The sequence below is a fragment of the Micromonospora sp. CV4 genome (assembly GCF_003667455.1).
GTDB lineage: Bacteria > Actinomycetota > Actinomycetes > Mycobacteriales > Micromonosporaceae > Micromonospora.
This window is the reverse complement of sequence record NZ_RCVI01000309.1, coordinates 18,530-40,772: the sequence shown is the minus strand read 5'-3', so window position 1 is coordinate 40,772 and position 22,243 is coordinate 18,530. Positions and strand designations below refer to the sequence as shown.

At 74.0% G+C, this 22,243-nt stretch carries 22 protein-coding genes, 1 pseudogene and 1 riboswitch; of the genes and pseudogenes, 6 read left to right on the top strand and 17 right to left on the bottom strand.

Annotated elements, in window-relative coordinates:
* Window positions 1–1,128, top strand: a 1,128-nt coding sequence (locus tag EAD98_RS21635) for a helix-turn-helix transcriptional regulator (RefSeq protein WP_233583913.1), incomplete at its 5' end; no start/stop codon positions are given.
* A 28-nt stretch (window positions 1,129–1,156) separates the two neighbouring features.
* Here the strand turns inward: EAD98_RS21635 and EAD98_RS21630 are convergent.
* The 5 genes from EAD98_RS21630 to EAD98_RS31000 all read right to left on the bottom strand — a co-directional run bounded on the left by EAD98_RS21630 (window position 1,157) and on the right by EAD98_RS31000 (window position 4,169).
* A complete protein-coding gene (locus EAD98_RS21630; protein ID WP_121655862.1) occupies window positions 1,157–1,705 on the bottom strand; it encodes a DsbA family protein in 549 nt (182 codons plus the stop codon).
* Window positions 1,702–2,199 (bottom strand): redoxin domain-containing protein, encoded by a 498-nt coding sequence (locus EAD98_RS21625; RefSeq protein ID WP_121655861.1) that lies wholly within the window; start codon window positions 2,197–2,199, stop codon window positions 1,702–1,704. The genes EAD98_RS21630 and EAD98_RS21625 overlap by 4 nt, the downstream gene beginning before the upstream one ends.
* A 65-nt stretch (window positions 2,200–2,264) precedes the next feature.
* The gene (locus tag EAD98_RS21620) at window positions 2,265–2,951 is read right to left on the bottom strand and encodes a BON domain-containing protein (RefSeq protein ID WP_121655860.1); all 687 of its coding nucleotides are present in this window, start codon (window positions 2,949–2,951) and stop codon (window positions 2,265–2,267) included.
* A 533-nt stretch (window positions 2,952–3,484) separates the two neighbouring features.
* Window positions 3,485–3,892, bottom strand: a complete 408-nt coding sequence (locus tag EAD98_RS21615) for a hypothetical protein (protein WP_121655859.1) — start codon at window positions 3,890–3,892, stop codon at window positions 3,485–3,487.
* A 136-nt stretch (window positions 3,893–4,028) separates the two neighbouring features.
* Window positions 4,029–4,169, bottom strand: coding sequence for a hypothetical protein (locus tag EAD98_RS31000; protein ID WP_158609829.1), 141 nt, complete (start codon window positions 4,167–4,169; stop codon window positions 4,029–4,031).
* 388 nt (window positions 4,170–4,557) lie between these two features.
* Here EAD98_RS31000 and EAD98_RS21610 point away from each other — a divergent pair, with 388 nt between their 5' ends.
* Window positions 4,558–4,920 carry an STAS domain-containing protein gene (locus EAD98_RS21610; RefSeq protein ID WP_121655858.1) on the top strand — a complete coding sequence of 121 codons (363 nt, stop codon included), beginning with the start codon at window positions 4,558–4,560 and terminating at the stop codon, window positions 4,918–4,920.
* Between the two features lie 26 nt (window positions 4,921–4,946).
* Here EAD98_RS21610 and surE read toward each other — a convergent pair whose 3' ends face one another.
* The gene (gene surE, locus EAD98_RS21605) at window positions 4,947–5,774 is read right to left on the bottom strand and encodes a 5'/3'-nucleotidase SurE (RefSeq protein ID WP_121655857.1); all 828 of its coding nucleotides are present in this window, start codon (window positions 5,772–5,774) and stop codon (window positions 4,947–4,949) included.
* On the bottom strand, window positions 5,771–6,748 hold the full coding sequence (locus tag EAD98_RS21600; RefSeq protein WP_233578113.1) for a PfkB family carbohydrate kinase: 978 nt from the start codon (window positions 6,746–6,748) through the stop codon (window positions 5,771–5,773). Before EAD98_RS21600 ends, surE begins: the two co-directional genes overlap by 4 nt.
* A 178-nt stretch (window positions 6,749–6,926) precedes the next feature.
* Here EAD98_RS21600 and EAD98_RS21595 point away from each other — a divergent pair, with 178 nt between their 5' ends.
* Window positions 6,927–7,418 (top strand): SRPBCC family protein, encoded by a 492-nt coding sequence (locus EAD98_RS21595; RefSeq protein ID WP_121655856.1) that lies wholly within the window; start codon window positions 6,927–6,929, stop codon window positions 7,416–7,418.
* Window positions 7,419–7,812: 394 nt separating this feature from the next.
* Here EAD98_RS21595 and EAD98_RS21590 read toward each other — a convergent pair whose 3' ends face one another.
* From EAD98_RS21590 to EAD98_RS21575, 4 genes are all read right to left on the bottom strand, one after another.
* The gene (locus EAD98_RS21590; RefSeq protein ID WP_121655865.1) at window positions 7,813–8,826 is read right to left on the bottom strand and encodes a hypothetical protein; all 1,014 of its coding nucleotides are present in this window, start codon (window positions 8,824–8,826) and stop codon (window positions 7,813–7,815) included.
* A gap of 56 nt (window positions 8,827–8,882) precedes the next feature.
* A riboswitch (cyclic di-AMP (ydaO/yuaA leader) is annotated at window positions 8,883–9,014 on the bottom strand.
* A gap of 142 nt (window positions 9,015–9,156) precedes the next feature.
* Window positions 9,157–10,074, bottom strand: a complete 918-nt coding sequence (locus EAD98_RS21585) for a cation diffusion facilitator family transporter (protein WP_121655855.1) — start codon at window positions 10,072–10,074, stop codon at window positions 9,157–9,159.
* Between the two features lie 106 nt (window positions 10,075–10,180).
* The gene (locus EAD98_RS21580) at window positions 10,181–12,298 is read right to left on the bottom strand and encodes an AAA family ATPase (protein ID WP_121655854.1); all 2,118 of its coding nucleotides are present in this window, start codon (window positions 12,296–12,298) and stop codon (window positions 10,181–10,183) included.
* A gap of 108 nt (window positions 12,299–12,406) precedes the next feature.
* On the bottom strand, window positions 12,407–13,351 hold the full coding sequence (locus EAD98_RS21575; RefSeq protein ID WP_121655864.1) for an alpha/beta fold hydrolase: 945 nt from the start codon (window positions 13,349–13,351) through the stop codon (window positions 12,407–12,409).
* 146 nt (window positions 13,352–13,497) lie between these two features.
* On the opposite strand from EAD98_RS21575, the gene EAD98_RS21570 reads away from it, so the two are divergent.
* Window positions 13,498–14,157, top strand: a complete 660-nt coding sequence (locus EAD98_RS21570) for a carbonic anhydrase (RefSeq protein ID WP_233583912.1) — start codon at window positions 13,498–13,500, stop codon at window positions 14,155–14,157.
* Between the two features lie 91 nt (window positions 14,158–14,248).
* Here EAD98_RS21570 and EAD98_RS21565 read toward each other — a convergent pair whose 3' ends face one another.
* The gene (locus EAD98_RS21565) at window positions 14,249–14,578 is read right to left on the bottom strand and encodes a hypothetical protein (protein ID WP_121655853.1); all 330 of its coding nucleotides are present in this window, start codon (window positions 14,576–14,578) and stop codon (window positions 14,249–14,251) included.
* Between the two features lie 308 nt (window positions 14,579–14,886).
* On the opposite strand from EAD98_RS21565, the gene EAD98_RS21560 reads away from it, so the two are divergent.
* Together EAD98_RS21560 and EAD98_RS21555 are read left to right on the top strand one after the other, a co-directional pair.
* The gene (locus EAD98_RS21560; protein ID WP_121655852.1) at window positions 14,887–15,378 is read left to right on the top strand and encodes a DUF3145 domain-containing protein; all 492 of its coding nucleotides are present in this window, start codon (window positions 14,887–14,889) and stop codon (window positions 15,376–15,378) included.
* A 96-nt stretch (window positions 15,379–15,474) separates the two neighbouring features.
* A complete protein-coding gene (locus EAD98_RS21555; protein ID WP_121655851.1) occupies window positions 15,475–17,208 on the top strand; it encodes a glycoside hydrolase family 3 protein in 1,734 nt (577 codons plus the stop codon).
* Window positions 17,209–17,391: 183 nt separating this feature from the next.
* Here EAD98_RS21555 and fabF read toward each other — a convergent pair whose 3' ends face one another.
* From fabF to EAD98_RS21530, 5 genes and pseudogenes are all read right to left on the bottom strand, one after another.
* Window positions 17,392–18,618, bottom strand: a complete 1,227-nt coding sequence (gene fabF / locus EAD98_RS21550) for a beta-ketoacyl-ACP synthase II (protein WP_121655850.1) — start codon at window positions 18,616–18,618, stop codon at window positions 17,392–17,394.
* A 2-nt stretch (window positions 18,619–18,620) separates the two neighbouring features.
* Window positions 18,621–18,860, bottom strand: a complete 240-nt coding sequence (locus tag EAD98_RS21545; protein ID WP_088960922.1) for an acyl carrier protein — start codon at window positions 18,858–18,860, stop codon at window positions 18,621–18,623.
* Window positions 18,861–18,947: 87 nt separating this feature from the next.
* The gene (locus EAD98_RS21540) at window positions 18,948–19,892 is read right to left on the bottom strand and encodes a beta-ketoacyl-ACP synthase III (protein ID WP_121655849.1); all 945 of its coding nucleotides are present in this window, start codon (window positions 19,890–19,892) and stop codon (window positions 18,948–18,950) included.
* On the bottom strand, window positions 19,889–20,848 hold the full coding sequence (locus EAD98_RS21535) for an ACP S-malonyltransferase (RefSeq protein ID WP_121655848.1): 960 nt from the start codon (window positions 20,846–20,848) through the stop codon (window positions 19,889–19,891). Before EAD98_RS21535 ends, EAD98_RS21540 begins: the two co-directional genes overlap by 4 nt.
* A gap of 78 nt (window positions 20,849–20,926) precedes the next feature.
* Window positions 20,927–22,219 (bottom strand): annotated as a pseudogene (locus tag EAD98_RS21530) (PucR family transcriptional regulator); the annotation flags it as partial.
* Window positions 22,220–22,243 lie beyond the last annotated feature (24 nt).

Here is a 22,243-nt window from a genome sequence, read left to right as displayed (position 1 = left end):
GAGCGGCTGGCGGCGGCCCGGGAGGCCGGCCGGCCGCGTACCGAGTTGGCCGCCGCCAGCCGCTCCGCGCTGCTGCTCGCGGTGCGTGGCGACCTGCGCGCGGCGGAGCAGGCCGCCCGGGACGCGCTGGGCATGCCGCCGTGCCGGGGCTGGTCCTGCCGGCTCGACTGCGCCTACGCCCACCTCGCCCTGGCGGTGGTGGCGCTGCACCGGGACCAGCCCGAGGAGGCGGGGGCCAACCTCGCCCTCGCCGCCCCGGCGACCGGGTCGGCCGGGGCGGATTCCGGGGACGACTGGTCGACGGAGCTGCCGGCCGAGCCGGTGGCGGCGGCGGTGGCCGCGCTCTGCCGGGCGTACCTGCACCGCGACGCCGGTGACCCGGCCGCCGGCCAGCGGCTGCTCGTCCGGGCCCGGGAATCGTTGACCGACCGGCCGTCCGCCGCCGAGCTGGCGAACCTGCTGCGGGCGGCCGAAGCCGACCTGCGGGCCGAGCGGGGTGACCTGGACGCCGCCCGCGACCTGCTGACCGGTGTCGCCGACGAGACGGCCGACCCCGCGCTCGCGGTGACCCTGGCCCGGTGGGAGCTGCGGTCCGGCGACCTCGGCGCTGCCGGACGGGCGCTGCCGGACTGGCAGGCGTCACCGGCCGCGACCTGGCCCCTGCCGGTCCGCCTGGACGCCGGCCTGCTGGGCGCGGTGCTGGCCGAGCGGGGCGGCGACGGGCGCCGGGCCGGCCGGATCCTGGAGCAGGTGCTCGACCTGGCCGGCCCGCAGGGCTGCCGCCGGGTCTTCACCCGCGCCGAGCCGCCGGTGCGGGACCTGCTGGCGGCGCACCTGGACGCGGGTACCGCGCACTTCTCGCTGGTCAGCGACCTGGTCCGGGGAGCCGAGCAGTCCACGGCCCGACCACCGGCCGACCTGGGCGGCGCCCTCGACGAGCCGCTCACCGAGCGGGAGCTGACCATCCTGCGGTACCTGCAGAGCATCCTGTCCAACGTGGAGATCGCCAGCGAACTGTCGCTCTCGGTCAACACGGTGAAAACCCACGTCCGCAACATCTACCGCAAGCTCGACGCGACCCGCCGGCGTGAGGCGGTCCGGCGGGCGCGCGAGCTGCGGCTGATCTGAGCGGTCGGCCGGTCGCCGGCCGCGAGGGTCAGGTGTTGGCCGCGGCGTCGACGGCGGTCAGCAGGTCCGCCAGGTCGTACCCGCCCTCGTGCCGGACGTCGTTGACGAAGAGGGTCGGGGTGCCGTTCACCCCGCTGCGGATCCCGCCGACGAAGTCCCGGCGCACGCGGTCGGCGTGCACCCCGCCCTCCACCTCCTGGTTCAGCTCGTCCGGCGGCAGCCCGAGCTGCTCGACGCCGAGCGAGAGGTGCACCGGGTCCAGTTGGTCCTGGTGCTCGTAGAGCCAGTCGTGCATCTCCCAGAACCGGCCGCGGGCACCGGCGGCCTCGGCGGTCTCGGCGGCGCGTTCGGCGTACGGGTGGATGTTGGCGATCGGGAAGTGGCGGAAGACCATCCGTACCGTGTCGGCCCGCTGCCGCAGCAGCTCGTGCAGGTTCGGGTACGCGGCGCCGCAGAACTGGCACTGGAAGTCGCCGTACTCGACGATCGTGACCGACGCGTCGGCCGGCCCCCGGATGTGGTCGTCGGTGGTCACCGGGTCCCGGAGGCGGGCGGTGACCTGGAACGGGGTGCTCATCGGGTCATCACCTCCCGGTCGGTGGCGAGCTGGTCCAGCGCGTCGAAGATGCCGTCCGCGCCGGGGTTGACCTCGGGTGGGGAGAGGTAGCTCCAGGCCACCGTCCCGGCCCGGTCGAGCACCACCAGCGCCCGGGCCGCCTCGCCCTGTGGGGTGTACGCACCGTACCGGCGGGACACCTCGCCCTTGGGCTCGAAGTCCGCCAGCAGCGGAAACGTGATGCCCCGGCTCTCGGCGAACGCCCGGTGCGACCAGATGCTGTCCACCGAGATGCCGAGCACCGCCGCGTCGTACTGCTCGAAGACCGGCGCCGCCGCCTGGTAGAGCGACATCTGGTCGCCGCAGACCGGGCTCCAGTCGGCGGGGTAGAAGGCGAGCACGACCGGCCGGCCGCGGAACTGCTCGGGCCCGGTCCGGCGCCCGTCCGGGGTGCTCGCCAGGGTGAAGCCGGGCGCGGGTCGCCCCGGTTGGATCAGCCCGTTCGGATCACTCATGCCCCCAGCCTGGCGCCGGAGCGGGTGAGACCGGCTCACCCGCCCCGGGTGGTTCCGCGCTCAGCTCAGCGCAGCACCGGAGCGACCGCGATGTGGTTCTGCACCTCCCGGATCCCCGGCGCGGACCAGGCCACCTGCTCGACCTCGGCCCGCTCGGGCATCGAGTGCACCAGCCCCGCGAGCACGGCGGTGTCGCCGTGCACCCGGACGCTGATCCGTTCGGCCTCCGTGGCCCCGGCCCGGGCCAGCGCGTCGACGATCCGCTCGGCCAGGTCCCGTCCGTCCGGTACGGCGGAGGGACGCACGGTGATCCCGTTGCTCACCCCGCGTACGCCGGTCAGCCTGCTGACCGCTCTCTCGGCGGCTCGGCGCTGGTACTCCCACTCGACCTCGCCGTGCAACGTCACCCAGCCGGCCGAGACCGTGACCTGGAGTTTCTCCACCGGGACGAACGCGTCCCATTCGAGGGTGTGGCCGGCCGCGGCGGCCAGGTCGGGGTCGGCGCGCTCGGCCTCGCCGGGCAGCCTCACCGTCAGGTCGTTGGCGAGTGCCCGGACCCGTGCGACCCGGTGCGCCGCACGCTCGGCGGCCCACTTCTTCGCGTAGCTGTCCACCCGCCCGGTCAGCGTGACGACGCCCTCGGCGACGGTCACGCCGATCTCGTGCGGCTGCACCCGCGGTTCCCAGGTCAGCTCGTCGAGTACGGCGGACTGGATGTCCTGGTCGGTGCGGCTGATCGTCGCGATGGCCATCTGTCCCTCCTCCGGTGCGTGGGCGGCGAACCGGGTGACGGCCGCGGCCGGAGTCCGCCGGGGTCCGATCCTGCCGCCAACGGGGGTGAGCCGTCCTCGCCCCGCTCGGGTGAGGTCCGGTCCGGCGGTAACCCCGTGCGGTGCCGGCGGGGTGTACGAGGATCGATGATGGGAGCGCTTCCAAACCGCCGTCCGATCGGTTACGGTGAATGCGCTCCTCGGTCGCGGCGGCCGTCGCGTCGGGAGGCGGGAGCCGGTGCGCTCCGACCCGTCCCCCGGGTCGCGGCACCCCACCTGCCTCCTTGGACGGCCACCCCCAGCGGAACCGCTGACCGGTGGTCCGGGCGCGGTCGGCAGTGCCCGGACCGCCCCCGATCACCGGTCCGCCGGGGCTGCCTGAGGGGTCCGGCGCCCCGGCGGACCGGCCCGCAGGAGCCGTGCCTCCCGCGTCGCGATCACCCGCGCGGGTGGGGAAAAGAGGAGGGCCCCGGTCGACCGGCGGGGTCGAGCGGGGCCCGGAAGTGGCGGGTCGTTCAGTCGTTCAGGCCGATCGGGGAGTTGGGGCGGTCGACGTCGACGAACTCGACGTCGTCGACCGCGCGGTCGTCCCGGCTGCCCGCGGCCCGGGCGGCGGAGCCGACGGCCCAGCCGACCGCCGCGCCGACCAGCGCGGCGCCGATCAGCAGCGTCCAGGGCAGTGCCGGCTGACGACCGGCGAGCGCGTCGAAGGCCAGCGAGGCCCGGCGCCGCGCCTCGTCGGCGGCGGAGCCCACCAGGTCGCCCGCGCCGTCAGCGAGGTCGCTGCTGCTGCGTCGGGCGGAGCGGGCGGTGCCCCGGACACTGTCCCCCGCGGAACTGACGGCGGAGACCAGGTGCTCCCACGCCTGGTCCGCGATCCGCTCCGGCTTGCTGCGGCGGTCCAGCATGTTGGTTCCGAACATCGTGGTTACCTCCTCGGGTGCCGAAGCCGGCGGCCACTTCGGACTTCAGCGTCTGTCCAGCGCGTCACGATTCGCCTATCCCGCAGTGCCCCGCGCCGGCCGAGCGCAAACCCGGCCGACCCGGCTCGCTGGACAGTCAGCGCAGCACCACCACGGAGACACCCCGGGCGAAGTCGTCGTCATCGTCGTCGTCATCGCCGCCGCCACCGAAACCGCAGGCGAGTACGAGGGCGAGCAGGGCGCCGACGCCGGCCAGCCCGGCCAGTTTCTTGATCATTGAAGGTCCTCTCCGTCACGGTGGGTTCCCTGGCCGATGCTAGGTGGCATCGGCAACCACCCGGCCGGTCGGAGTCGATCGACGAGGTGCGACACGCCGATGTCACACGGGGCGGGCATCATTGGTGGGCCGGTTGTCGGGCGCGTCGGGCCGGGACCGCTACCCTGGTCCGGCGATGCGTCGGTTCCGACCGGTCGTCGAGTGATCAGATAACGAAAAGCACTGAGTGATCAGATAACGAAAAGTTCGGATATGGGCGACTTGGTGTGCCCGGATCCGCGAATTGCTCATCCCGAGGGGTGGCGACCGAGGCCGTCAAAGGAATACTGTCGGTCGCGGCCCGCGTACTGATGAGGCGCCCGGGGGACGGGCGGGTGGAGGTGCTCGCGTGAGCCTGTCGATCGTGAAGTCGGTTTTGTCCGGTGGTGTCGTGGAGATCGCCCCCCGGGGCGAGATCGACGTCGACACAGCGTACGAGGTGCGCGAGGCGATCGCGGAGGTGCTGGCCAAGGGCCGCCCGCTGCGCATCGAGCTGAACATGAGGCTCGTTACCTTCATCGACTCCGTCGGCATCAGCGCGATGGTGGCCGGCTTCCAGACCGCCGAGGTCAGCGGCGTCAAGCTGGTGGTCACCGAGCCGAGCCGGTTCGTGCACCGGCAGCTCTGGGTGACCGGCCTGCTCGGCCTCTTCGGCGCCCCGGAGCCCTACTTCGCCGGCAACGCCACCCCCGAGGTGCTCCCCGGCGCCTGAGCGCTGAAACGCCCGACCCGAGCCGGTCAGCGCTGTTCGTCCAGGCCGGCCAGGTCCACGTCGGTCATCTCGGTGACCGCACGGATGGCCGTCACGGACGCGTACCCCGCGGCCAGCAACGCCACGTCCGTGCCGGGCTGTGCGGCCTGCCCCGGCTCCTCCAGCGAGGTACGGACGAAGCCGTGCCCCGATTCGGCCACCGTCATCTGCACCTGACCGAAACTGGCCAGCGTGCCGCGGCGCACCCCACGCAGCCGACCGTGCGGCAGGTCCGGTGCGTTGACGTTGAGGACGCTCTCGATCGGCGCGGCGGTCAGCCGGGGGAGCAGGTCCAGGGCGACCCGCGCGGCGGTGCTCCAGTTGCGTTCGGCGTCGCGTACCCGGGCGGCGGCGTCCACCGCGGCGCCACCGCTGGCGGCCGTCGCCTCACCCGCGGACAGCACGTCCAGCGAGACCGCCATCGCCCGGCAGCCGTTCGTGGCGGCGGTGAACGCGGCGCCGACCGTTCCCGAGTGCAGCACGGCGCGGCCGGCGTTGGCGCCCCGGTTGATGCCGGAGAGCACCACCGACGGCGGCGGACCGAACGCGCCGTGCAGCGCGATCAGCGTGATGAAGCCCGGGGAACCACCCACCCCGTACGCCGGCACGCCCGTCAGATCCGTCAGCGGGTGCTCGTGCACCACCACGCGCCCGTCCTGCTCCATGGCGCTCATGGCGGCGCTGGTGCCGCTCGCCTCCTCCAGCGGCGCGGCGACCACCACGTCCAGGCCCCGCTGCGTCGCCGCCCAGGCCAACGCCTGGATGCCCGGCGCGGCGATCCCGTCGTCGTTGGTGACCAGCACGCGCAGCGTCATCGCTCGACCGCCCGGTCGGCCAGTTCGTCGGGGGTGGTCCGCTCCTGCTGTCGGGTGTCCGCCGGGACCAACCGGACCCGCTCCACCAGACCGGTGATCGAGTCCAGCCGCCCGGTGCCCAGGCCGTGCCGGGTCACGTTCAGCGCTCCGGCGGCGGCGCCGGTCCGGATGGCGGTCCGGATGTCACCGCCGCCGGCCACCACGGCGGCCACCCCGGCGGTCATCGAGTCGCCCGCGCCGCGCGGGTCGGCCGCCTGCAACCGGGGCATCTCCACCTCGAACAGCTCCCCGTCGATGAGCGCGAGCGCCGGCTCGTCGGCCCGGCTCACCACCACCGTCTCGGCGCCGGCGGCGTGCAACTCGTACATCGCCCGGGTCAGCTCCGCGGTCTCCTCGTTGCGGGCGCGGCCGTCGCGGATCAGTTCCTCATGGCTGACCTTCAGGAAGAACACCCCGCTGTCCAGCACCGCGCCGAGGTGATCGCCGGAGAGGTCGACCACCACCCGGCCGCCGTTGGCACCGAGATCCGCGGCGAAGCGCCGGTACAGGTCGGCCGGGACGAGCCACGGCTCGTTGGGTCCACTCAGCACGCTCACCGGCGCGCGCAGCCCCTCGCCGAGGGCCAGGTTGTACAACTCGTCCAGCTCGTGTCGGCTCAGTGGCTGCCCGGGCACGTCCGCGATCTCCTGCCGGGACCCGTCCCGGCGGTCGTGCACGTACCCGCCGCTGCCGGAGTCCCGGACCACCACCTTGAGGTCCACGCCCTCGCTGACGAGCAGCGGCTCCAGCACCTGACCGATCTCGCCGCCGAGCGCGGCGCAGAGCACCACGTCGACCCCGAGCGACATCACCATGCGGGCCTGCCAGACACCCTGCCCACCCGGGTGCAGGTGCAGCTCGGGCTGGCCGTTCGGCTGGTCCACGGTCACCGTCAGCTGCGGCGTGGGGGCGAACACCATCACGTGCCCGCTCACCGGTCGTACCCGTTCATGCTCATGCCCTCCCTCGTCCTCACGAATGGTGGTTCCCCGTCCACCGTCCGTAGTGGGAAACGCGGTGTGCATGCCGAGGCAACGGTCCGTGTCCCTCCGGGCGTTGCCACCCCGACCGGGGTACGGGACGATCGTGCGACCAACGACGGCGGGAGACGGTGTGCTCAGGAGCGATACCTTCAGCTACACCGTCCAGGCCCGCTGCACGCCCCAGGAGGCGGCGGCCCTGCTGAGCGACCTGACCCGGCAGGGTGAGCTGCACCCGCTGATCGTCAGGGTCCGCCGGTTGCCACCGCGGCCCGGGGCTCAGGCCAGCTACGTGATCAGCGACCGGCTGGCGGCCGGCCCGCTGCGCTTCCGGACCAGCTACCAGGCGGACGTGCTGATCAGCGAGGACGACGAGATTGTCATGGTGGCCCGCCAGTGGCCGGCCACCACGGTACGCAACCACACCCGGCTGCGCGGCGAGCCGGACGGCCTGGTCCGGATCGACGTCGAGATCACCCTGACCGCGCCGGCGCCGCTGTTCCGGTACGCGTTCCGCCAGGCCCAGGCAGCCCACCTGGCCCTGGCCACCCGGCTGGGCGCGGCCCTGGACGCCCCGGACCGCGCCGACCTGGTGATAGCACCAGCCCGACCATCACCGTGGTGATCACGAGTTTGAACAGCACCCAGCGATAGCGCAGCAGGCCCCACGGGGTGAGCAGCGCGCTGGCCACGCCGATCAGCCAGACCAGCACGCTCAACGGCGCGAACAGCACGGTGCCGATCAGCGCGGCGACCGGGTAGACGACGGCCGGGTCGGCGCCGCGCTGTGCCGCGACACCGAGCGTGAGCAGCGTCAGGTCGGCGCCGAGCCAGCCGAGCGAGGTGACCAGGTGCAGGGTGAGCAGCGCCTTGCGGGCGGTGGGCGGGATCCGACGCATACCAGGATGCTGCCCGCCGGGACCGGCCGAAACGTCCGTCCGCCGACGACATCCGGGGTACGTCCGCGGACGTACCCCGGGCGGGCCGGCGCCCCGCGAGGCGGGGCACCGGCCGGTGGGTCAGTACACGGACAGGTGCACGTGGTTGGTGTGGTCGCTGGACGGGTCGCCGCCCGCCCCGCTGTACGACTTCCACCCGCTGCTGGGCAGCCAGATCTGTCGGTACCAGATCACGTACAGCACGGCGAGCCGGTCGGCGTTGCGGATGAAGTACGCGGCCAGGTTGTTGCCGTACGTCTTGTCGCCGCCGGTGGCGTCCCCGCCGAAGCCGCCCTTCTGCGCGGCGAAGTCGCAGGCCCGGCCCTTCGGGTGTTCGCCGGAGCCGCCGTTGCGGTGGCAGGAGACGTACCGGGTGAAGCCCGCGGCCTTGGCCTGGTTGAGCGCGTGCAGGGTGCGCGGGGTGATGCAGCCGGTGGCCGGGGTGGGGTCGTTGACGCTGCACGACTCCGATGGCCAGGAGCCGTCGGAGTTGCGGGGCGCGGCCGTGGCGTTGGCGGCGGAGGTGCCCCGGTTGGAGCCGCTGTCGGCGGTCGTCCTGGGCTTGGTGGTGGCCACGGTCAGGGCCCGTTCGGCCTGCTCCTTGCGCTTGGCCATGACGGTGACCTGCTTGCGCTGCTCACGGATCTCGCCGTCCAGGGCGACGCGCGTGCGGTTGACCTCGTCCCTGGTGGCGATGAGGTCGCGCAGCGCGCGGTCCTCGTTGGCGGCGACCGCGTCGAGCGTGACGGCCCGGTCCATGAAGCCCTCGGGATTGCTGCTGTTGAGCAGTGCCGACACCGTGCCGAGCCGGCCGGTGCGGTAGGCCAGCCCGGCGATCTCGTCGACCTTGCCGCTGCGTGCCGTCAGTTCGGTCTCGGTGGTCTTGAGCTGGGTGGCGAGTTGCTGCTGCCGCTGTACGGAGGTGGCCAGGGCGCGCTTCGCGTCCAGGTAGCCCTTGCTGGCCGCCTCCAGTTGAGCGCGCAGCGCCGGGGTGCCGCCCTCTTCGTCGCCGTCGGGTGCCGCGGCGGCCCGCTGGCCGGTCGGGGGAGCGGCCGAGGCGGCGCCGGCCGGGATCGCGACGCCGAGGGCGAACATCGCGACGATCAGAGCCGCCAGTCGGGCGGCGGGTGGTCGTGCTGGTACCACTACGCATGTCCTTCCGTCAGCCGCCGACCGGGTTAGCTGACGGGTTCGGGACGGAAGATCCCTACCGCTGACGCGGATGCACCCCAGGAACATGGTTCCCCGGTTCGCCCACTCGGGCGATTAGGCGGCGACCACCACCGGCGCCGGGAGGGCGCCGCCGGGTGGAGGCCGGGACCGAGCCTACCGGTGCCGGTGGGGCGAATGCAGCCGATGTGACGGACGGTGCGTGCGTCGTCACGCGAAATTCCGGCTAAAGCGAGTAGAACTCCTGAAATGCCATTACCATTCGACCGAACCGCAGGCCCCGGGGGCCGCGCCGGGTTCGATCTGCAGCGTCGCGTGCTCGATCCGGAAGTCCTCGTGCAGGGCGGTACGCGCCGCGGTGAGCACCGCACCGACATCGGCGCCGGGGGCCATGGTCAGGTGCGCGGAGGCCACCTCCATGCCCGAGGTGAGCGTCCAGACGTGCAGGTCGTGCACCTCGACCACGCCGGGCACCTCGGCCAGCCGGTCGTGCACGGCGGTCACCTGCAGGTGTTCCGGGGCGGCCTGCACCAGGATGCGGACCGCGGCCCGTCCCAGCCGCCAGGTGCGCGGCAGGATGAACACGCCGATGGCGACCGCGACGAGTGGGTCGGCCCACCACCAGTCGGTGACCTGGATGAGCAGCGCCGCGCCGATCACGCCGAGCGAGCCGAGCAGGTCGCCGAGCACCTCCAGGTAGGCGCCCTGGAGGTTGATGCTCTCCCGTGCCCCCGCGCGCAGCAGCGCGAAGGCGGCCACGTTGGCGAGCAGGCCGAGCACGGCCACCGCGAGCATCGGTCCGGCCAGCACCTCGTGCGGGTCGCCGAACCGGCCGATCGCCTCGATCACCACGTAGACCGCGACCCCGGAGAGCAGGACGGCGTTGGCCAGCGCGGCGAGCACCTCGAGTCGGTAGAGCCCGAAGGTGCGTTGCGGGTCGCCGGTGGCCCGCCGGGTGGCGGTGATCGCGGCGAGCGCCATCCCGATGCCGAGCACGTCGGTGAACATGTGCCCGGCGTCGGAGAGCAGGGCCAGTGAGCCGGTGTGGAACGCGGCCACCGCCTCGACCACCATCAGGGTGGCGAGCAGCCCGAACGCGGTCCAGAGCCGCCCCCGGTGCTGGTGCGCGGCGTTGGCGACCGACCCATGGTGGTGGTCATGACCTGCGCCCACGAGACCACCCTCCGCCGTCGGTCCGGACCCGGTCAAATGTATGCTCACATCGCTATGTATGCAAGTGTACGGCCGTCCTCCCTCCGGCGGGGCTCGCCGCCGCAGGTCAGCCCGTCGGGTCGATGGTGGTGAGGCGCTGGGTGGCCCGGGACAGCGCGACATAGAGGGTGCGCACCCCGGCGCCCGGATCCGCCCGGATCTCGCTCGGTGCGACCAGCACCACGCCGTCGTACTCCATGCCCTTCGCCTCCAGGCTCGTCACCACCTGGAGCCGCGGCGCACCGAGCGCGCCGAGCCAACCGGCGATCTCGTCGCGGCGGGGAACCGGCGTGATCACACCGACCGTGCCCTCCACCTCGGCCAGCAGGCCGGTTGCCGCCTCCACGGTCGCGGTCTCCAGCTCCGTCGGCGGCACCACCAGCTCGACCGGGTCGACCCCGGTGGAGCGGACGGCGCTCGGCAGCGGCAGGTCGGGGTAGAGCCGGCGGATCTCCGCCGCCGCCACCGCGAAGATCTCCGCCGAGTTGCGGTAGTTGGTGGTCAGCGTGAAGTCGTGCCGCTTGCGCCGGCCCAGCGCCTGGTCCCGGGCCCGGGTCAGCTCCTCCGGGTCACCGGTCCACGCGGTCTGCGCCGGGTCGCCCACCACCGTCCAGGAGGCCAGCCGGCCGCGCCGGCCGACCATCCGCCACTGCATCGGCGAGACGTCCTGCGCCTCGTCGACCACCACGTGCGCGTACTCCCGGTAGTCCGCCGGACGCTCCCGGGCCGCCGCCCGCGCGGCCCGCTGCCGCTCGCCGAAGGTGCTCAGCTCGCGGACCCCGCCGGCGAGCTGGAACGGGTCACGCTTGGCCCGGGCCGGCTGCGCCGGCTTGCCGAGCAGCGCGTCCAGCTCGTCCAGCAGCGCCACGTCGGCGATCGTCAACCCGGCCGCGTCCAGGGTCTGGTACGCCGCGCTGAGCAGCCGGATCTCGGCGGTGGAGAGGATCCCGCCGGCGTACCGGCGCAGGCGGTCCGGCCGGGCGAGCCAGCCGAGCACGTGCCGGGGGTGCAGACGCGGCCACCACGCCTTGAGGAACTCCCGGAACTCCGGCCGCTCGGCGATCTCGTCCTCGAACGCCCGCTGCTCCGGCAGCCGGCCGATGCCCGATCGGCGGGCCTGCGCCCACAGCGCGGCGAAGACGCCGTCGAAGCCGGCCCGCCGGACCTCGTTGCGCCGGGCGCCCCGGTGCAGCACGCGGTCCCGGATCCCGTCCAGCTCGGCCCGGTCCAGCCGCAGCAGCGTGCCACGGTAGAGCAGCCGCAGCTCGCCCGGGCCGTCCGGCACCGCGTCCCGGACGGCGCGCTCCAGCACCCGGCGCATCCGCAGTGAGCCCTTCACCGCCGCCACCTCGGGCGGGTCGGTGCGGGTGGCGGTCATGCCCGGGAAGAGGGTGCCCAGCGAGTGCAGCGTGGCGGTGTCCTCGCCGAGCGAGGGCAGCACCGAGGCGATGTACTCGACGAAGACCGAGGACGGGCCGACCACCAGGATGCCGCCGCCGGCGTACCGGCTGCGGTCGGAGTACAGCAGGAAGGCGGCCCGGTGCAGGGCCACCGCGGTCTTGCCGGTGCCCGGCCCGCCGGCGACGATCGTCACCCCGGAGCCGGGCGAGCGGATCGCCTCGTCCTGCTCGCGCTGGATCGTCGCCACGATGTCGCGCATGCCCCGGCCGGTGGCCCGGGACAGGGTCGCCAGCAGCGCGCCGTCGCCGACCACCGTCATCCCCTCGGGGGCGGCGGTCGGATCCAGCAGGTCGTCCTCGATCCGGGTGACCCGCTCGCTGCGGGACTGGATGGTGCGCCGGCGTACCACGCCCTGCGGCTGCGCCGGGGTGGCCTGGTAGAAGGCGGCGGCCGCCGGCGCGCGCCAGTCGACGACCAGCGTGGTCGCGTCCTCGTCGCGGATGCCGAGCCGCCCGACGTGCAGCACCTGCCGGTCCCGCAGGTCCAGCCGGCCGAAGACCAGCCCCTCGTGCTCGGCGTCGAGGGTGTGGCGTCGCTGCGCGGCGTGGAAGACCATCGCGTCGCGCTCGACGAGCGCGCCGAAGGTGCCCACCCGGGCCATCCGGTAGCCGTCCCGCTCGGCGCGGACCGCCGACTGCCGCAGTTCGGCGAGTCGGGCGTACACCCGGTCGAGGTGCCGTTGCTCGACGGCGATCTCCTGCTCCAGGGCGGTCTGGTCGGTCAACGCACGCTCCTCCTGACGTCGCCGGCAAGCGGCGCGAACCGCGCGGGCCAACCGCAGAAGGGTACGGCCCCGGGCCCGGCGTGCCGCGCCCGAGGTGCGGGAACGTGGTCAGGCACCCGTCCCGGCGGGAGTCGCGCCACTCGTCCGGGCGGCAGGCTCGGCGAGCACCCGGCTCAGGACGCCCGTCAGCGCGGCGTTCACCTCGTCCGGGCGTTCCATCATCAGCATGTGCCCGGCGCCCGGGCAGACGGTCAGCTCGGTAGCCGGCAGGACCGCGGCGATCGACTCGGCGCACGGCGGCGGGGTCAGCCGGTCCCGGTCGCCGACCAGGGCGGCGGCCGGCAGGTGGGCCAGCGCGGCGAGGGTGTCCAGCCGGTGCTGGGCGCCGATCGAGGCGCGGAACCCGCCGATCGAGCGCAGCGAGGCGCGGGCCACCGCCGAGGTCACCAGCCGGATGTCGGCCGGGTCGCAGCGGTCGCCGAAGAGCATCCACCGGATGCTCGGTTGCAGCGCGCGCAGCAGCGCCCGGGGTGCCCGCCACGACCCGCACCGGGCCAGCACCCCGGCGCCGGTCGTCTCGGCCAGTCGGATCAGCCGGGCGATCCGGGGGGAGAGCCCGTAGACGGTGTGCGTGTGCCCCTCGGCGGTGGTCGAGACGAAGACCAGGCCGGCGGTACGGGCGGCGAAGTGCCCCGGGTGGCGGTGCGCGTACTCCATGATCGTCATGCCGCCCATCGAGTGCCCGACCAGGACCACCCGCCCGGTCGGCGCGACCGCGTCGAGCACCGCGAGCAGATCGTCGCCGAGCTGGGCCAGGGTGGCCGTGGGCAGCGGCATGCAACTGGACCGGCCGTGCCCCCGCGCGTCGTAGGTCACCACCCGCACCGCTCCGTCGGACGACCCGGTGAGGGCGTCGACCTGCCGGTGCCAGCTGCGCCCGTCCAGCGTCCAGCCGTGCAGCAGGACGGCGGTGACCGGGGCGTCCGCCGGCCCCGTCGCCTCGACGTGCAGCCGTACGCCGTCGGGCAGACCGACCTCGAACCGCTCCGGCATCGCCACCTCCCAGGGCCGCCCGGCACCATCCGCACCGGGATACCCGGCGGTAACACCGGCTACCCGCCATGACACCACGCCAATCGCGCCGGAGGAACATTCCCGACCGCGCCCCTGGCCGCCGACGGCGGGCCAAGCTGAACGGCATGGGGTCGTCGGGGGCAACTCCCGGACCGCCGGAGGGCGGACCGCTGGCGCCGGGACGGCTGGCCGGCGGCACGCCACGAGCCGCCCTGGCCGAGCTGCTCGCCGGTAACCGGCGCTTCGTCAGCGGCCAGCCGCTGCACGGCCACGACGTCACGGCCGCCGCGGCGGCCGCCTCCGGCGACCAGCAGCCGTACGCGGTGCTGCTCGGCTGCATCGACTCGCGGGTGCCGCTGGAGGCGATCTTCGACCAGACGTTCGGCGCGATCTGCGTGATCCGTACCGGTGGGCACGTGCTCGACCGCGCGGTGTGCGGCTCGATCGAGTACGTGGTCGGCCAGCTCGGCGTACCGCTGGTGATGGTGCTCGGCCACGAGCGGTGCGGCGCGGTGGGCGCCGCGGTGGACGCGCTGCGCGCCGGGGCGCGGCCCGGCGGCTCGCTGGCCCACCTGGTGGACGAGATCGCCCCGGCGGTGCTCGAGGCGGGGCTGGACGACCCGGCGGTGCACCCGCTGGCGATCCGCCGGCACGTCCGGCGCACGGTGCACACCCTGCGCCACGACGACCTGCTTGCCGGGCCGGTCGCGGCCGGCCGGGTGGCCGTGGTGGGCGGCCTCTACGACCTGGCCACCGGGGAGGTCGCCCTGCTGGACCCGGCCTGAACCCGCACGGCTCTCGTCCCCGCGCACGGACGCGAAAACGCCCGCCGGGACCTCCCGGCGGGCGTTTTCAGATGATCCGGTGGGGGAGGGCTCAGCCCTCGAAGACGCCGGCCTCGACCAGGCGCTTCTCGGTGGCGTCCCAGCCGTCGCCCGGGTGGGTCGCGTTGAGGTTGTTGATCTCCGCCCGGATCTTGGCGGCGTGGCCGGCCGCGGCCAGCACCCGGATCTCCTCGACGAAGGCCTCGGAGTCGGTGCGCAGGTGCGCGGTCTTGCCGTTGGTCAGGTTGCGCACGTAGGCGTGCTTGCCGCCGTTGAGCGGGATGAGGTACTTGAACTCGCCCAGCACGCTGAGGGCGCCACCCTGGCCAGCCTGGCCGGCCCGGACGGACGCGCGCGCGGTCTTAGAGGTGTTGCTCGCCACGGAGGTACTCCTTGCAAGACGTACGGGAGGACTAGAACGTCCGGGGGCTGTGTGCGGGCGACCACCAGGTCGGCCCACGAAGTTGTGCGCGGCACAAGCCGCCGATGGAACTGTACAGGACCACGACATCAGGCTGGTCGTCGCGGTGTCCTGAGAGGCAACCGAGACCACCCGTCCGGCTATTCCGGCCGGCGATTTTTCCGATTCCCTGGCGCACCATCCGTCACAGGAGTAATCATGTGTTGCAGCAGCCACTCGGGTGGACGAGGTCGTAGGGGAAGACGCACCTCGCTCTCCGGGAGGTCACCGTGCCAACGCGTGGCGTCGTATACGTCCACTCGACCCCGCTCGCCGTGTGCTCGCACGTCGAGTGGGCGATCGCGCGCGTCCTAGCCGCGCCGGTCAACCTGCAGTGGACGGCTCAGCCCGTCGACCCCGGCGCCCGCCGGGCCGAGTGCGGGTGGACCGGTCGTCCGGGGACGGGCGCCGAGCTGGCTGCTGCCCTCCGGCAGTGGCCGATGATCCGTTTCGAGGTGACCGAGGAACCGAGTCCCGGCGCCGACGGCGAGCGTTTCATGTACGTGCCCGCGCGCGGCCTGTTCCGGGCCACCGTCGGCGCGGCCGGTGACATCCAACTCGGCGAGGACCGGCTGCGGGCGCTGATGGCCGGCGCCCGGGCCCCGGAGGCGCTGGCGCACGCGCTGGACAAGGCGCTCGGCACCGCGTGGGACGATGACCTGGAGCCCTACCGGTACGCTGGCGACGGCGCGCCGGTGACCTTGCTCACCCGGGTCGGCTGACGCTGCCGCCGCTGCCCCGGCCACCTGCCCGCACGTCCCGCCCGGCGACAGGTGGTCGGTAAGGTCAAGTTGCCCCGATAAGGGGGAACTGGTGGGATGGGCGGCGTGCCGATTCGCCCGCGCCGCGCCAGCGTCGCCGTCGCCGCCCTGACCGCTCTGCTCGTCTCCGGCTGCTCGGGCACTGCGGACCGTCCCGCGCCGACCCCCGGTCCGACCGGCACCTCCGCCGCCCCGAGCACCCCCGCCACCACGCCGCCCGGCGACCCGGCCGCCCGGGCCGCCGCGCTGGTCGCCACGCTCTCCGACGAGGACCTGGTCGGCCAGGTGCTGATGCCGTACGCCTACGGCGACTCGGCCACGAAGGTCTCACCCGGCTCGGCCGCCGGCAACCAGGCGCTGGCCGGTGTCGACACCCCGGCCGAGATGATCGCCAAGTACCGGCTGGGCGGGCTGATCCTGGTCGGGTTCAGCGCCGACGACCCGACCAAGGGCAACCAGGAGACCACCAACGTCGACAACCCGAAGCAGGTGCACGAGCTGACCGGCGGGCTCCGGGCCGCCGCCGGCCGGCTCGCCGCCGGCCCGGCGCCCTTCCTGATCGGCACCGACCAGGAGTACGGCGTGGTCACCCGGATCACCAACGATGTCACCGTGCTGCCCAGCGCCCTCGCCGCCGGTGCGGCCGGCGACCCGGCGCTGACCGAGGCCGCCTGGCGGGCCGCCGGCGCCGAGCTGGCCGCGATGGGCATCAACATCGACTTCGCCCCGGTGGCCGACGTGCTGGCCACCCGCAGCACGGTGATCGGCTCCCGGTCCTACGGCGCGGACCCGAAGCGGGCCGCGGCGCAGGTCGGCGGCGCGGTCCGGGGCCTCCAGGCGGTCGGCGTCGCCGCCACCCTGAAGCACTTCCCGGGTCACGGCCACAGCGCCGACGACTCGCACCAGGACCTGCCGGTGCTCACCCAGTCCGCGGCCGCGCTGAAGAGCGGCGCCTGGCCGCCGTTCACCGCCGGGATCGGCGCCGGAGCGATGGCCGTGATGTCCGGTCACCTGGACGCGCGGACCATCGACCCCGGCACCCCGGCGACCTTCTCGCACAAGCTGCTCACCGACATCCTGCGCGGCCAGCTCGGCTTCAACGGCGTGGTGATCACCGACGGCATGAACATGCCCCCGGCGAAGCGCTGGGCCCCCGGCGAGGCCGCGGTCCGGGCGCTGAACGCCGGCAACGACCTGATCCTGATGACCCCGAACGTCGGCCAGGCGTACGACGGGCTGCTCGCCGCGCTGCGTGGCGGGTCGCTGGCCCGGGCCCGACTGGTCGAGGCGGTCACCCGGGTGCTGACCATGAAGTTCCGGCTGGCGGCGCTCCCCACGGCCGAGATGTCCACGCTCAACGCCCCGGCGCACCGCGCGGCGGCGGACGCGCTGGCCGCCGGCGCGGTCACCGTGCTGCGGGGCGCCTGCGGTGGCGCGGTGCGCGGGCCGGTCACCGTCACCTCGTCCGGCGGCCGGGACGGCACCCGCGCCCTGCTCACCGAGGCGCTGACCGCGGCCGGCGTCAAGGTGGCGCCCAGCGGCGGCACGGTGGTGCACCTGGTCGGCTATGGCGACGGCGCCGCGGACCTGCGCGCCGACGCGGCGGTCACCGTCGCCATGGACACCCCGTACGTGCTGGGCAAGGCGAAGTCGCCGACGCTGCTGGCCACGTACTCCTCCAGCCGGGCGTCCATGACCGCGCTGGCCGCCGTGCTGGCCGGCAAGGCCCGCCCGGTCGGCCGGTCTCCGGTGACCGTGCCCGGTCTGCCGGCCACCACCTGCGCCACCTGAGCCGAGCTCGCCGACGGGTCGGCACCACCCCCGCAACCGGGGCTGAACGCGCCGAAGGGCCCCTTCCTGTCGCGAGGCGACGAGAAGGGGCCCTTCCTTGCACGGCTACAGCGGGATGGTGCCGCGGACGGCCGGGGCGCCGGCCAGCGCCTCGGCCATCCGCCGACGGGTCTCCGCCGGTGGTCAGGCCCGGGTGAAGACGAGAGCCACGTTGTGGCCGCCGAAGCCGAACGCGTTGTTCAACGCGGCCGGGATCTCCATCTGGCGTGCCTTGTGCGCGGCCACCTCCAGGGTGAGACCGTCGTCGGGGTCGTCGAGGTTGATCGTCGGAGGCACGACACCGTCGCGGATGGCCAGGATGGTGGCGATCGACTCCAGCGCGCCGGCCGCACCGAGCAGGTGACCGGTCATCGACTTGGTCGCGGCCAGCACCGGGTGGTCGCCGAGAGCCTTGTGCAGCGCCCCGATCTCCAGCATGTCGCCGACCGGGGTCGACGTGGCGTGCGCGTTGACGTGCACGATGTCCCGCTTGGCGACGTCCGCGTCCGCTATCGCCCTGGCGATGGCACGGATCGCGCCCTCGCCCTCGGCGTGCGGCTGCACGATGTCGTACGCGTCGGAGGTGATCCCGGCGCCGGCGAGGCGCGCGTACACCCGGGCGCCCCGGGCGGCGGCGTGGTCGGCCCGCTCCAACACCACGATGCCGGCGCCCTCGCCGAGGACGAAGCCGTCACGACCCCGGTCCCACGGGCGGGAGGCGCGCTCCGGCTCGTCGTTGCGGGTCGACATGGCCCGCATCGAGCTGAACCCGGCGATCGGCAGCGCGTGGATGACCGCCTCGGTGCCGCCGGCCACCACCACGTCGGCCCGGCCGGCGCGGATGATGTCCAGGCCGAGCGCGATCGCTTCGGCGCCGGTGGCGCAGGCGCTGGCCACCGAGTGCACGCCGGCCTTGGCGCCCAGCTCCAGCCCGACCCAGGCGGCCGGACCGTTCGGCATCAGCATCGGGATGGTGTGCGGGGAGACCCGCCGCGGTCCGGACGCCTCCAGGATGTCGTCCTGGGCGAGCAGGGTGGTGGCGCCGCCGATGCCGGAGCCGACGCTGACCGCCAACCGTTCACCGTCGAGGCCGGAGTCGGCCAGGCCGGCGTCCGCCCAGGCCTGCTGCGCCGCGATGATCGCGATCGCTTCGGAGCGGTCCAGCCGGCGCAGCCGGATCCGGTCCAGCACCTCGGACGGTTCCACGGCCAACTGGGCGGCGATCCGGACGGGCAGTTGCGCGGCCCACTCCTGGGTGAGGGCACTCACCCCGGAGCGGCCGGCGAGCATGGCGTCCCAGGTCGACGCGACGTCCCCGCCAAGCGGGGTCGTCGCGCCGAGCCCGGTGACGACGACGTCAGGACGACTCATGATCAGGACTGCGCCTCGATGTAGGTGACGGCGTCGCCGACGGTCTTGAGGTTCTGCACCTCGTTGTCCGGGATCTTGACGCCGAACTTCTCCTCGGCCGCCACCACGACCTCCACCATGGAGAGCGAGTCGACATCGAGGTCGTCGGTGAAGGACTTCCCCTCGGCCACGTCGTCCGGGTTCACCCCGGCAACCTCTTCGAGGATCTCGGCGAGGCCGGTGGTGATCTCGTCACGGGTCATTGCGGTTGGTTCCTTTCATCGGGGGTTCTCCGGCGGCCGACGTCGCCAGCCGCCACTCCTGGGGTGCGTGTGCGCCCGAGGGGGTCATCAGGGGCAGCGGACGACCTGGCCGGCGTAGGTCAGGCCGCCACCGAAGCCGAACAGCAGCACCGGGGCGCCCGAGGGCACCTCCCGCCGCTCGACCAGCTTGGACAGGGCCAGCGGCACGCTCGCCGCGGAGGTGTTGCCGGACTCGACGATGTCCTTCGCGATGATCGCGTTGGGGATGTTGAGCCGCTTGGCGATGCCGTCGATGATCCGGGCGTTGGCCTGGTGCGGCACGAACGCGGCCAGCTCCGACGGGTCGACCCCGGCCCGCTCGCACGCCTGTAGGGCCAGCGGCGCCAGCGCGGTGGTGGCCCAGCGGAAGACCGACTGCCCCTCCTGCTGGATGTACGGGCGCCAGCCCTCGATGCGGACCGCGTCGCTCTTCTCCGGCGCCGAACCCCAGACCACCGGACCGATCCCGGCCGGCTCGTCGTCGGCGGTCGCGGTGACCACCGCGGCGCCGGCGCCGTCGCCGAAGATGATGCAGGTGGAGCGGTCGGTCCAGTCGGTGAAGTCGGAGAGCTTCTCCGCGCCGATGACGATCGCGTTGCGCGACGCCCCGGCCCGGATGGCGTGGTCGACGGTGCCCAGCGCGTAGGCGAAGCCCGAGCAGGCGGTGTTGACGTCGTACGCGCCCGGCGCGGCGATGCCCAGCTTGGCGGCGACCCGACAGGCCACGTTGGGGCTGCGGTCGACCGAGGTGCAGGTGGCGACCACGACCAGGTCGATGTCGGCGGCGGTCAGGCCGGAGTTGGCCAGCGCCTTGCCGGCGGCGGCGGCGGCCATGTCGGCCACCGTCTCACTGTCGGCGATCCGCCGGGTGGCGATGCCGACCCGGTCCCGGATCCACTCGTCGTTGGTGTCCACGAGCTGGGCGATGTCGTCGTTGGTCACCACCCGGGAGGGCTGGTAGTGCCCCATCGAGACGATGCGACTGCCAGTCATGAAAGTCCTCCGATGATGGTGGGCCGGTCGCCCGGCGTCGTGCCGTGCCGGGCGATCAGGTCCCGCGCGGCCGGCAGGTCGTCCGGGGTGTTCAGGGTGACGATCTCCGGGGCGCCCTCGCCCTTCAGCTCCCGCTTGACCAGACCCGCGAGGGTGCCGGCCGGCGGCAGCTCGATCACGCCGGTCACACCGAGGTCGGCCAGCGTGCGCATGCACAGGTCCCAGCGGACCGGCGCGGTGACCTGGCGGACCAGGCGCTGCACCATGTCGCGACCGTGGTCGACGGCGGCGCCGTCGAGGTTCGACAGCAGGATCCGGGCCGGGTCGGTCGGGTTGATCCCGGCGGCCACCGCGGCCAGCGCGGTCTCGGCCGGCGCCATGTACGGGGTGTGGAACGCGCCGGCCACCTGGAGCCGGATGATCCGGGCCTTCGCGGGCGGCTCCGCGGCGAGCTTGTCCAGCCCGTCCAGCGAGCCGGCGGCGACGATCTGCCCGGCGCCGTTGCGGTTGGCCGGGTGCAGCCCGTGCCGGGCGATCGCGGCGAGCACCTCGTCCGGGTCGCCGCCGAGCACGGCGGCCATTCCGGTGGGCTCCAGCGCGCACGCGGCGGCCATCTCCCGACCCCGAACGCCGGCGAGGGTGATGGCGGCCTCGGCGGGCAGCACCCCGGCCAGCGCCGCGGCGCCGAGCTCACCGACGCTGTGCCCGACGGTGAGCGTCACGTCGTGCAGCGGCAGGTGCTCGGCGGCGAGCAGCGCGGCGGCGACCAGCAGCGGCTGGGTGCGGGCGGTGTCCTTGATCTCGTCGGCGTCGGCGGCGGTGCCCAGGTGCACCAGGTCGACCCCGGCCAGAGCCGACCACCCGCGCAGTCGCGCCTCGGTGCCGGTCAGGTCGAGCCAAGGGGTCAGGAAGCCGGGTTTCTGGGAACCCTGGCCGGGACTAAGTACGGCGAGCACGACTATGACTCTCCCGGATACGCGTGGGTAACGCTGTGCGGGCCTCGACCAAACCACACTAGAAGCTTTGGAGGGTTCCTACAAAGATCGGCGGTTGTCGTCGCCGGTTTGGGTGGCTTTCCGGACCGCCGGGGTCATTGTCTGGGTCGGCACGGGTGGGGTCACCGGGGTCACCGGGTCCAGCCGGCCGACGGTCAGCGCCACCTGGAGGGCGAACGCGTCCCGCGGCGACAGCGGCGAGAAGCCGGTCACCTCGGCGATGCGGCGCAGACGGTAGCGCACCGTGTTCGGGTGCACGAACAGCGCCCGCGCGGCGCTCTCCAGCGTGCCACCGGCGGCCAGGAACGCGTCCAGCGTCTCCAGCAGCTCGCCACCGGCGCGCACCAGCGTCGCGTACACGTCGTGCCGCAGCCGGCGGCGGGCCTCCGCGTCGCCGGCCAGGGCCCGCTCCGGCAACAGGTCCGCGGCCGGCACCGGCCGCGGCGCCGTCGGCCAGGCCGGCGCCGCCCGGAAGCCGGCCAGCGCGGCCCGCGCCGACTCCGTCGCCTCGTCCAGACTGGGTACGGCCGGACCCACCACCACCGGCCCGTCCCCGAACGCGGTCAGCAGCTTGCCGGTGGCGCCCAACGGGTCCGCCGCGCCGCCCAGCACGATCACCAGCCGGTCGCCGTGCACCCCGCCGATCACCTCGACCCCGATCCGCCGGGCCTGCCGGTAGACCACGTGCAGCACCGCGGAGACCTCGCCACCGGGGGAGCGGCCGACCGCCACCGCGACCGGCGGCGCGTCCGTCCAGCCGAGCGCCGCCGCCCGACTGGCCAGCACGTCCGGCGAGTCACCGCGCAGCAGCGCGTCGACCAGCAGGGCCTGGAGCCGAGCGTCCCACGCGCCGCGGGACTCCGCGGCCCGCGCGTACACCCGGGCGGCGGCGAACGCGATCTCGCGGGAGAAGCGCAGCACCGCCTCGCGCAGCTGCTGCTCCTCGCCCTCGGCGGCCAGGTGCGACACCTGCTCCTCGACCACGTCGATGGTCACCTTGATCAGCGCCACGGTCTGCTGAAGGGTGATCGACCGGGCCAGGGCCTCGGGAGCGGCGGCGAAGACCTCGTCGGAGACCTCCTGGGTGCTGTCCGCCGTGCCGCCGCCGTCGCGCAGCCACTGCACCAGCGACCGGGCGCCGGCCTGGGCCACCAGCATCACCCAGGAGCGCTGGTCGGCCGGGAGGGCGCGGAACCAGGGCAGGGTCTCGTCCATCCGGGCCACGCTGGCGGTGGCCAGCGCCCCCGCCGCGCGCTCGATCTGACGCAGCGTGGCCGTCAGCTCCCCACCGCCCGGCGTACTCACCGCCCTAGCCTGACACGCGCTGACCTGGATCTTCATTCCGGGCCGGCCAGG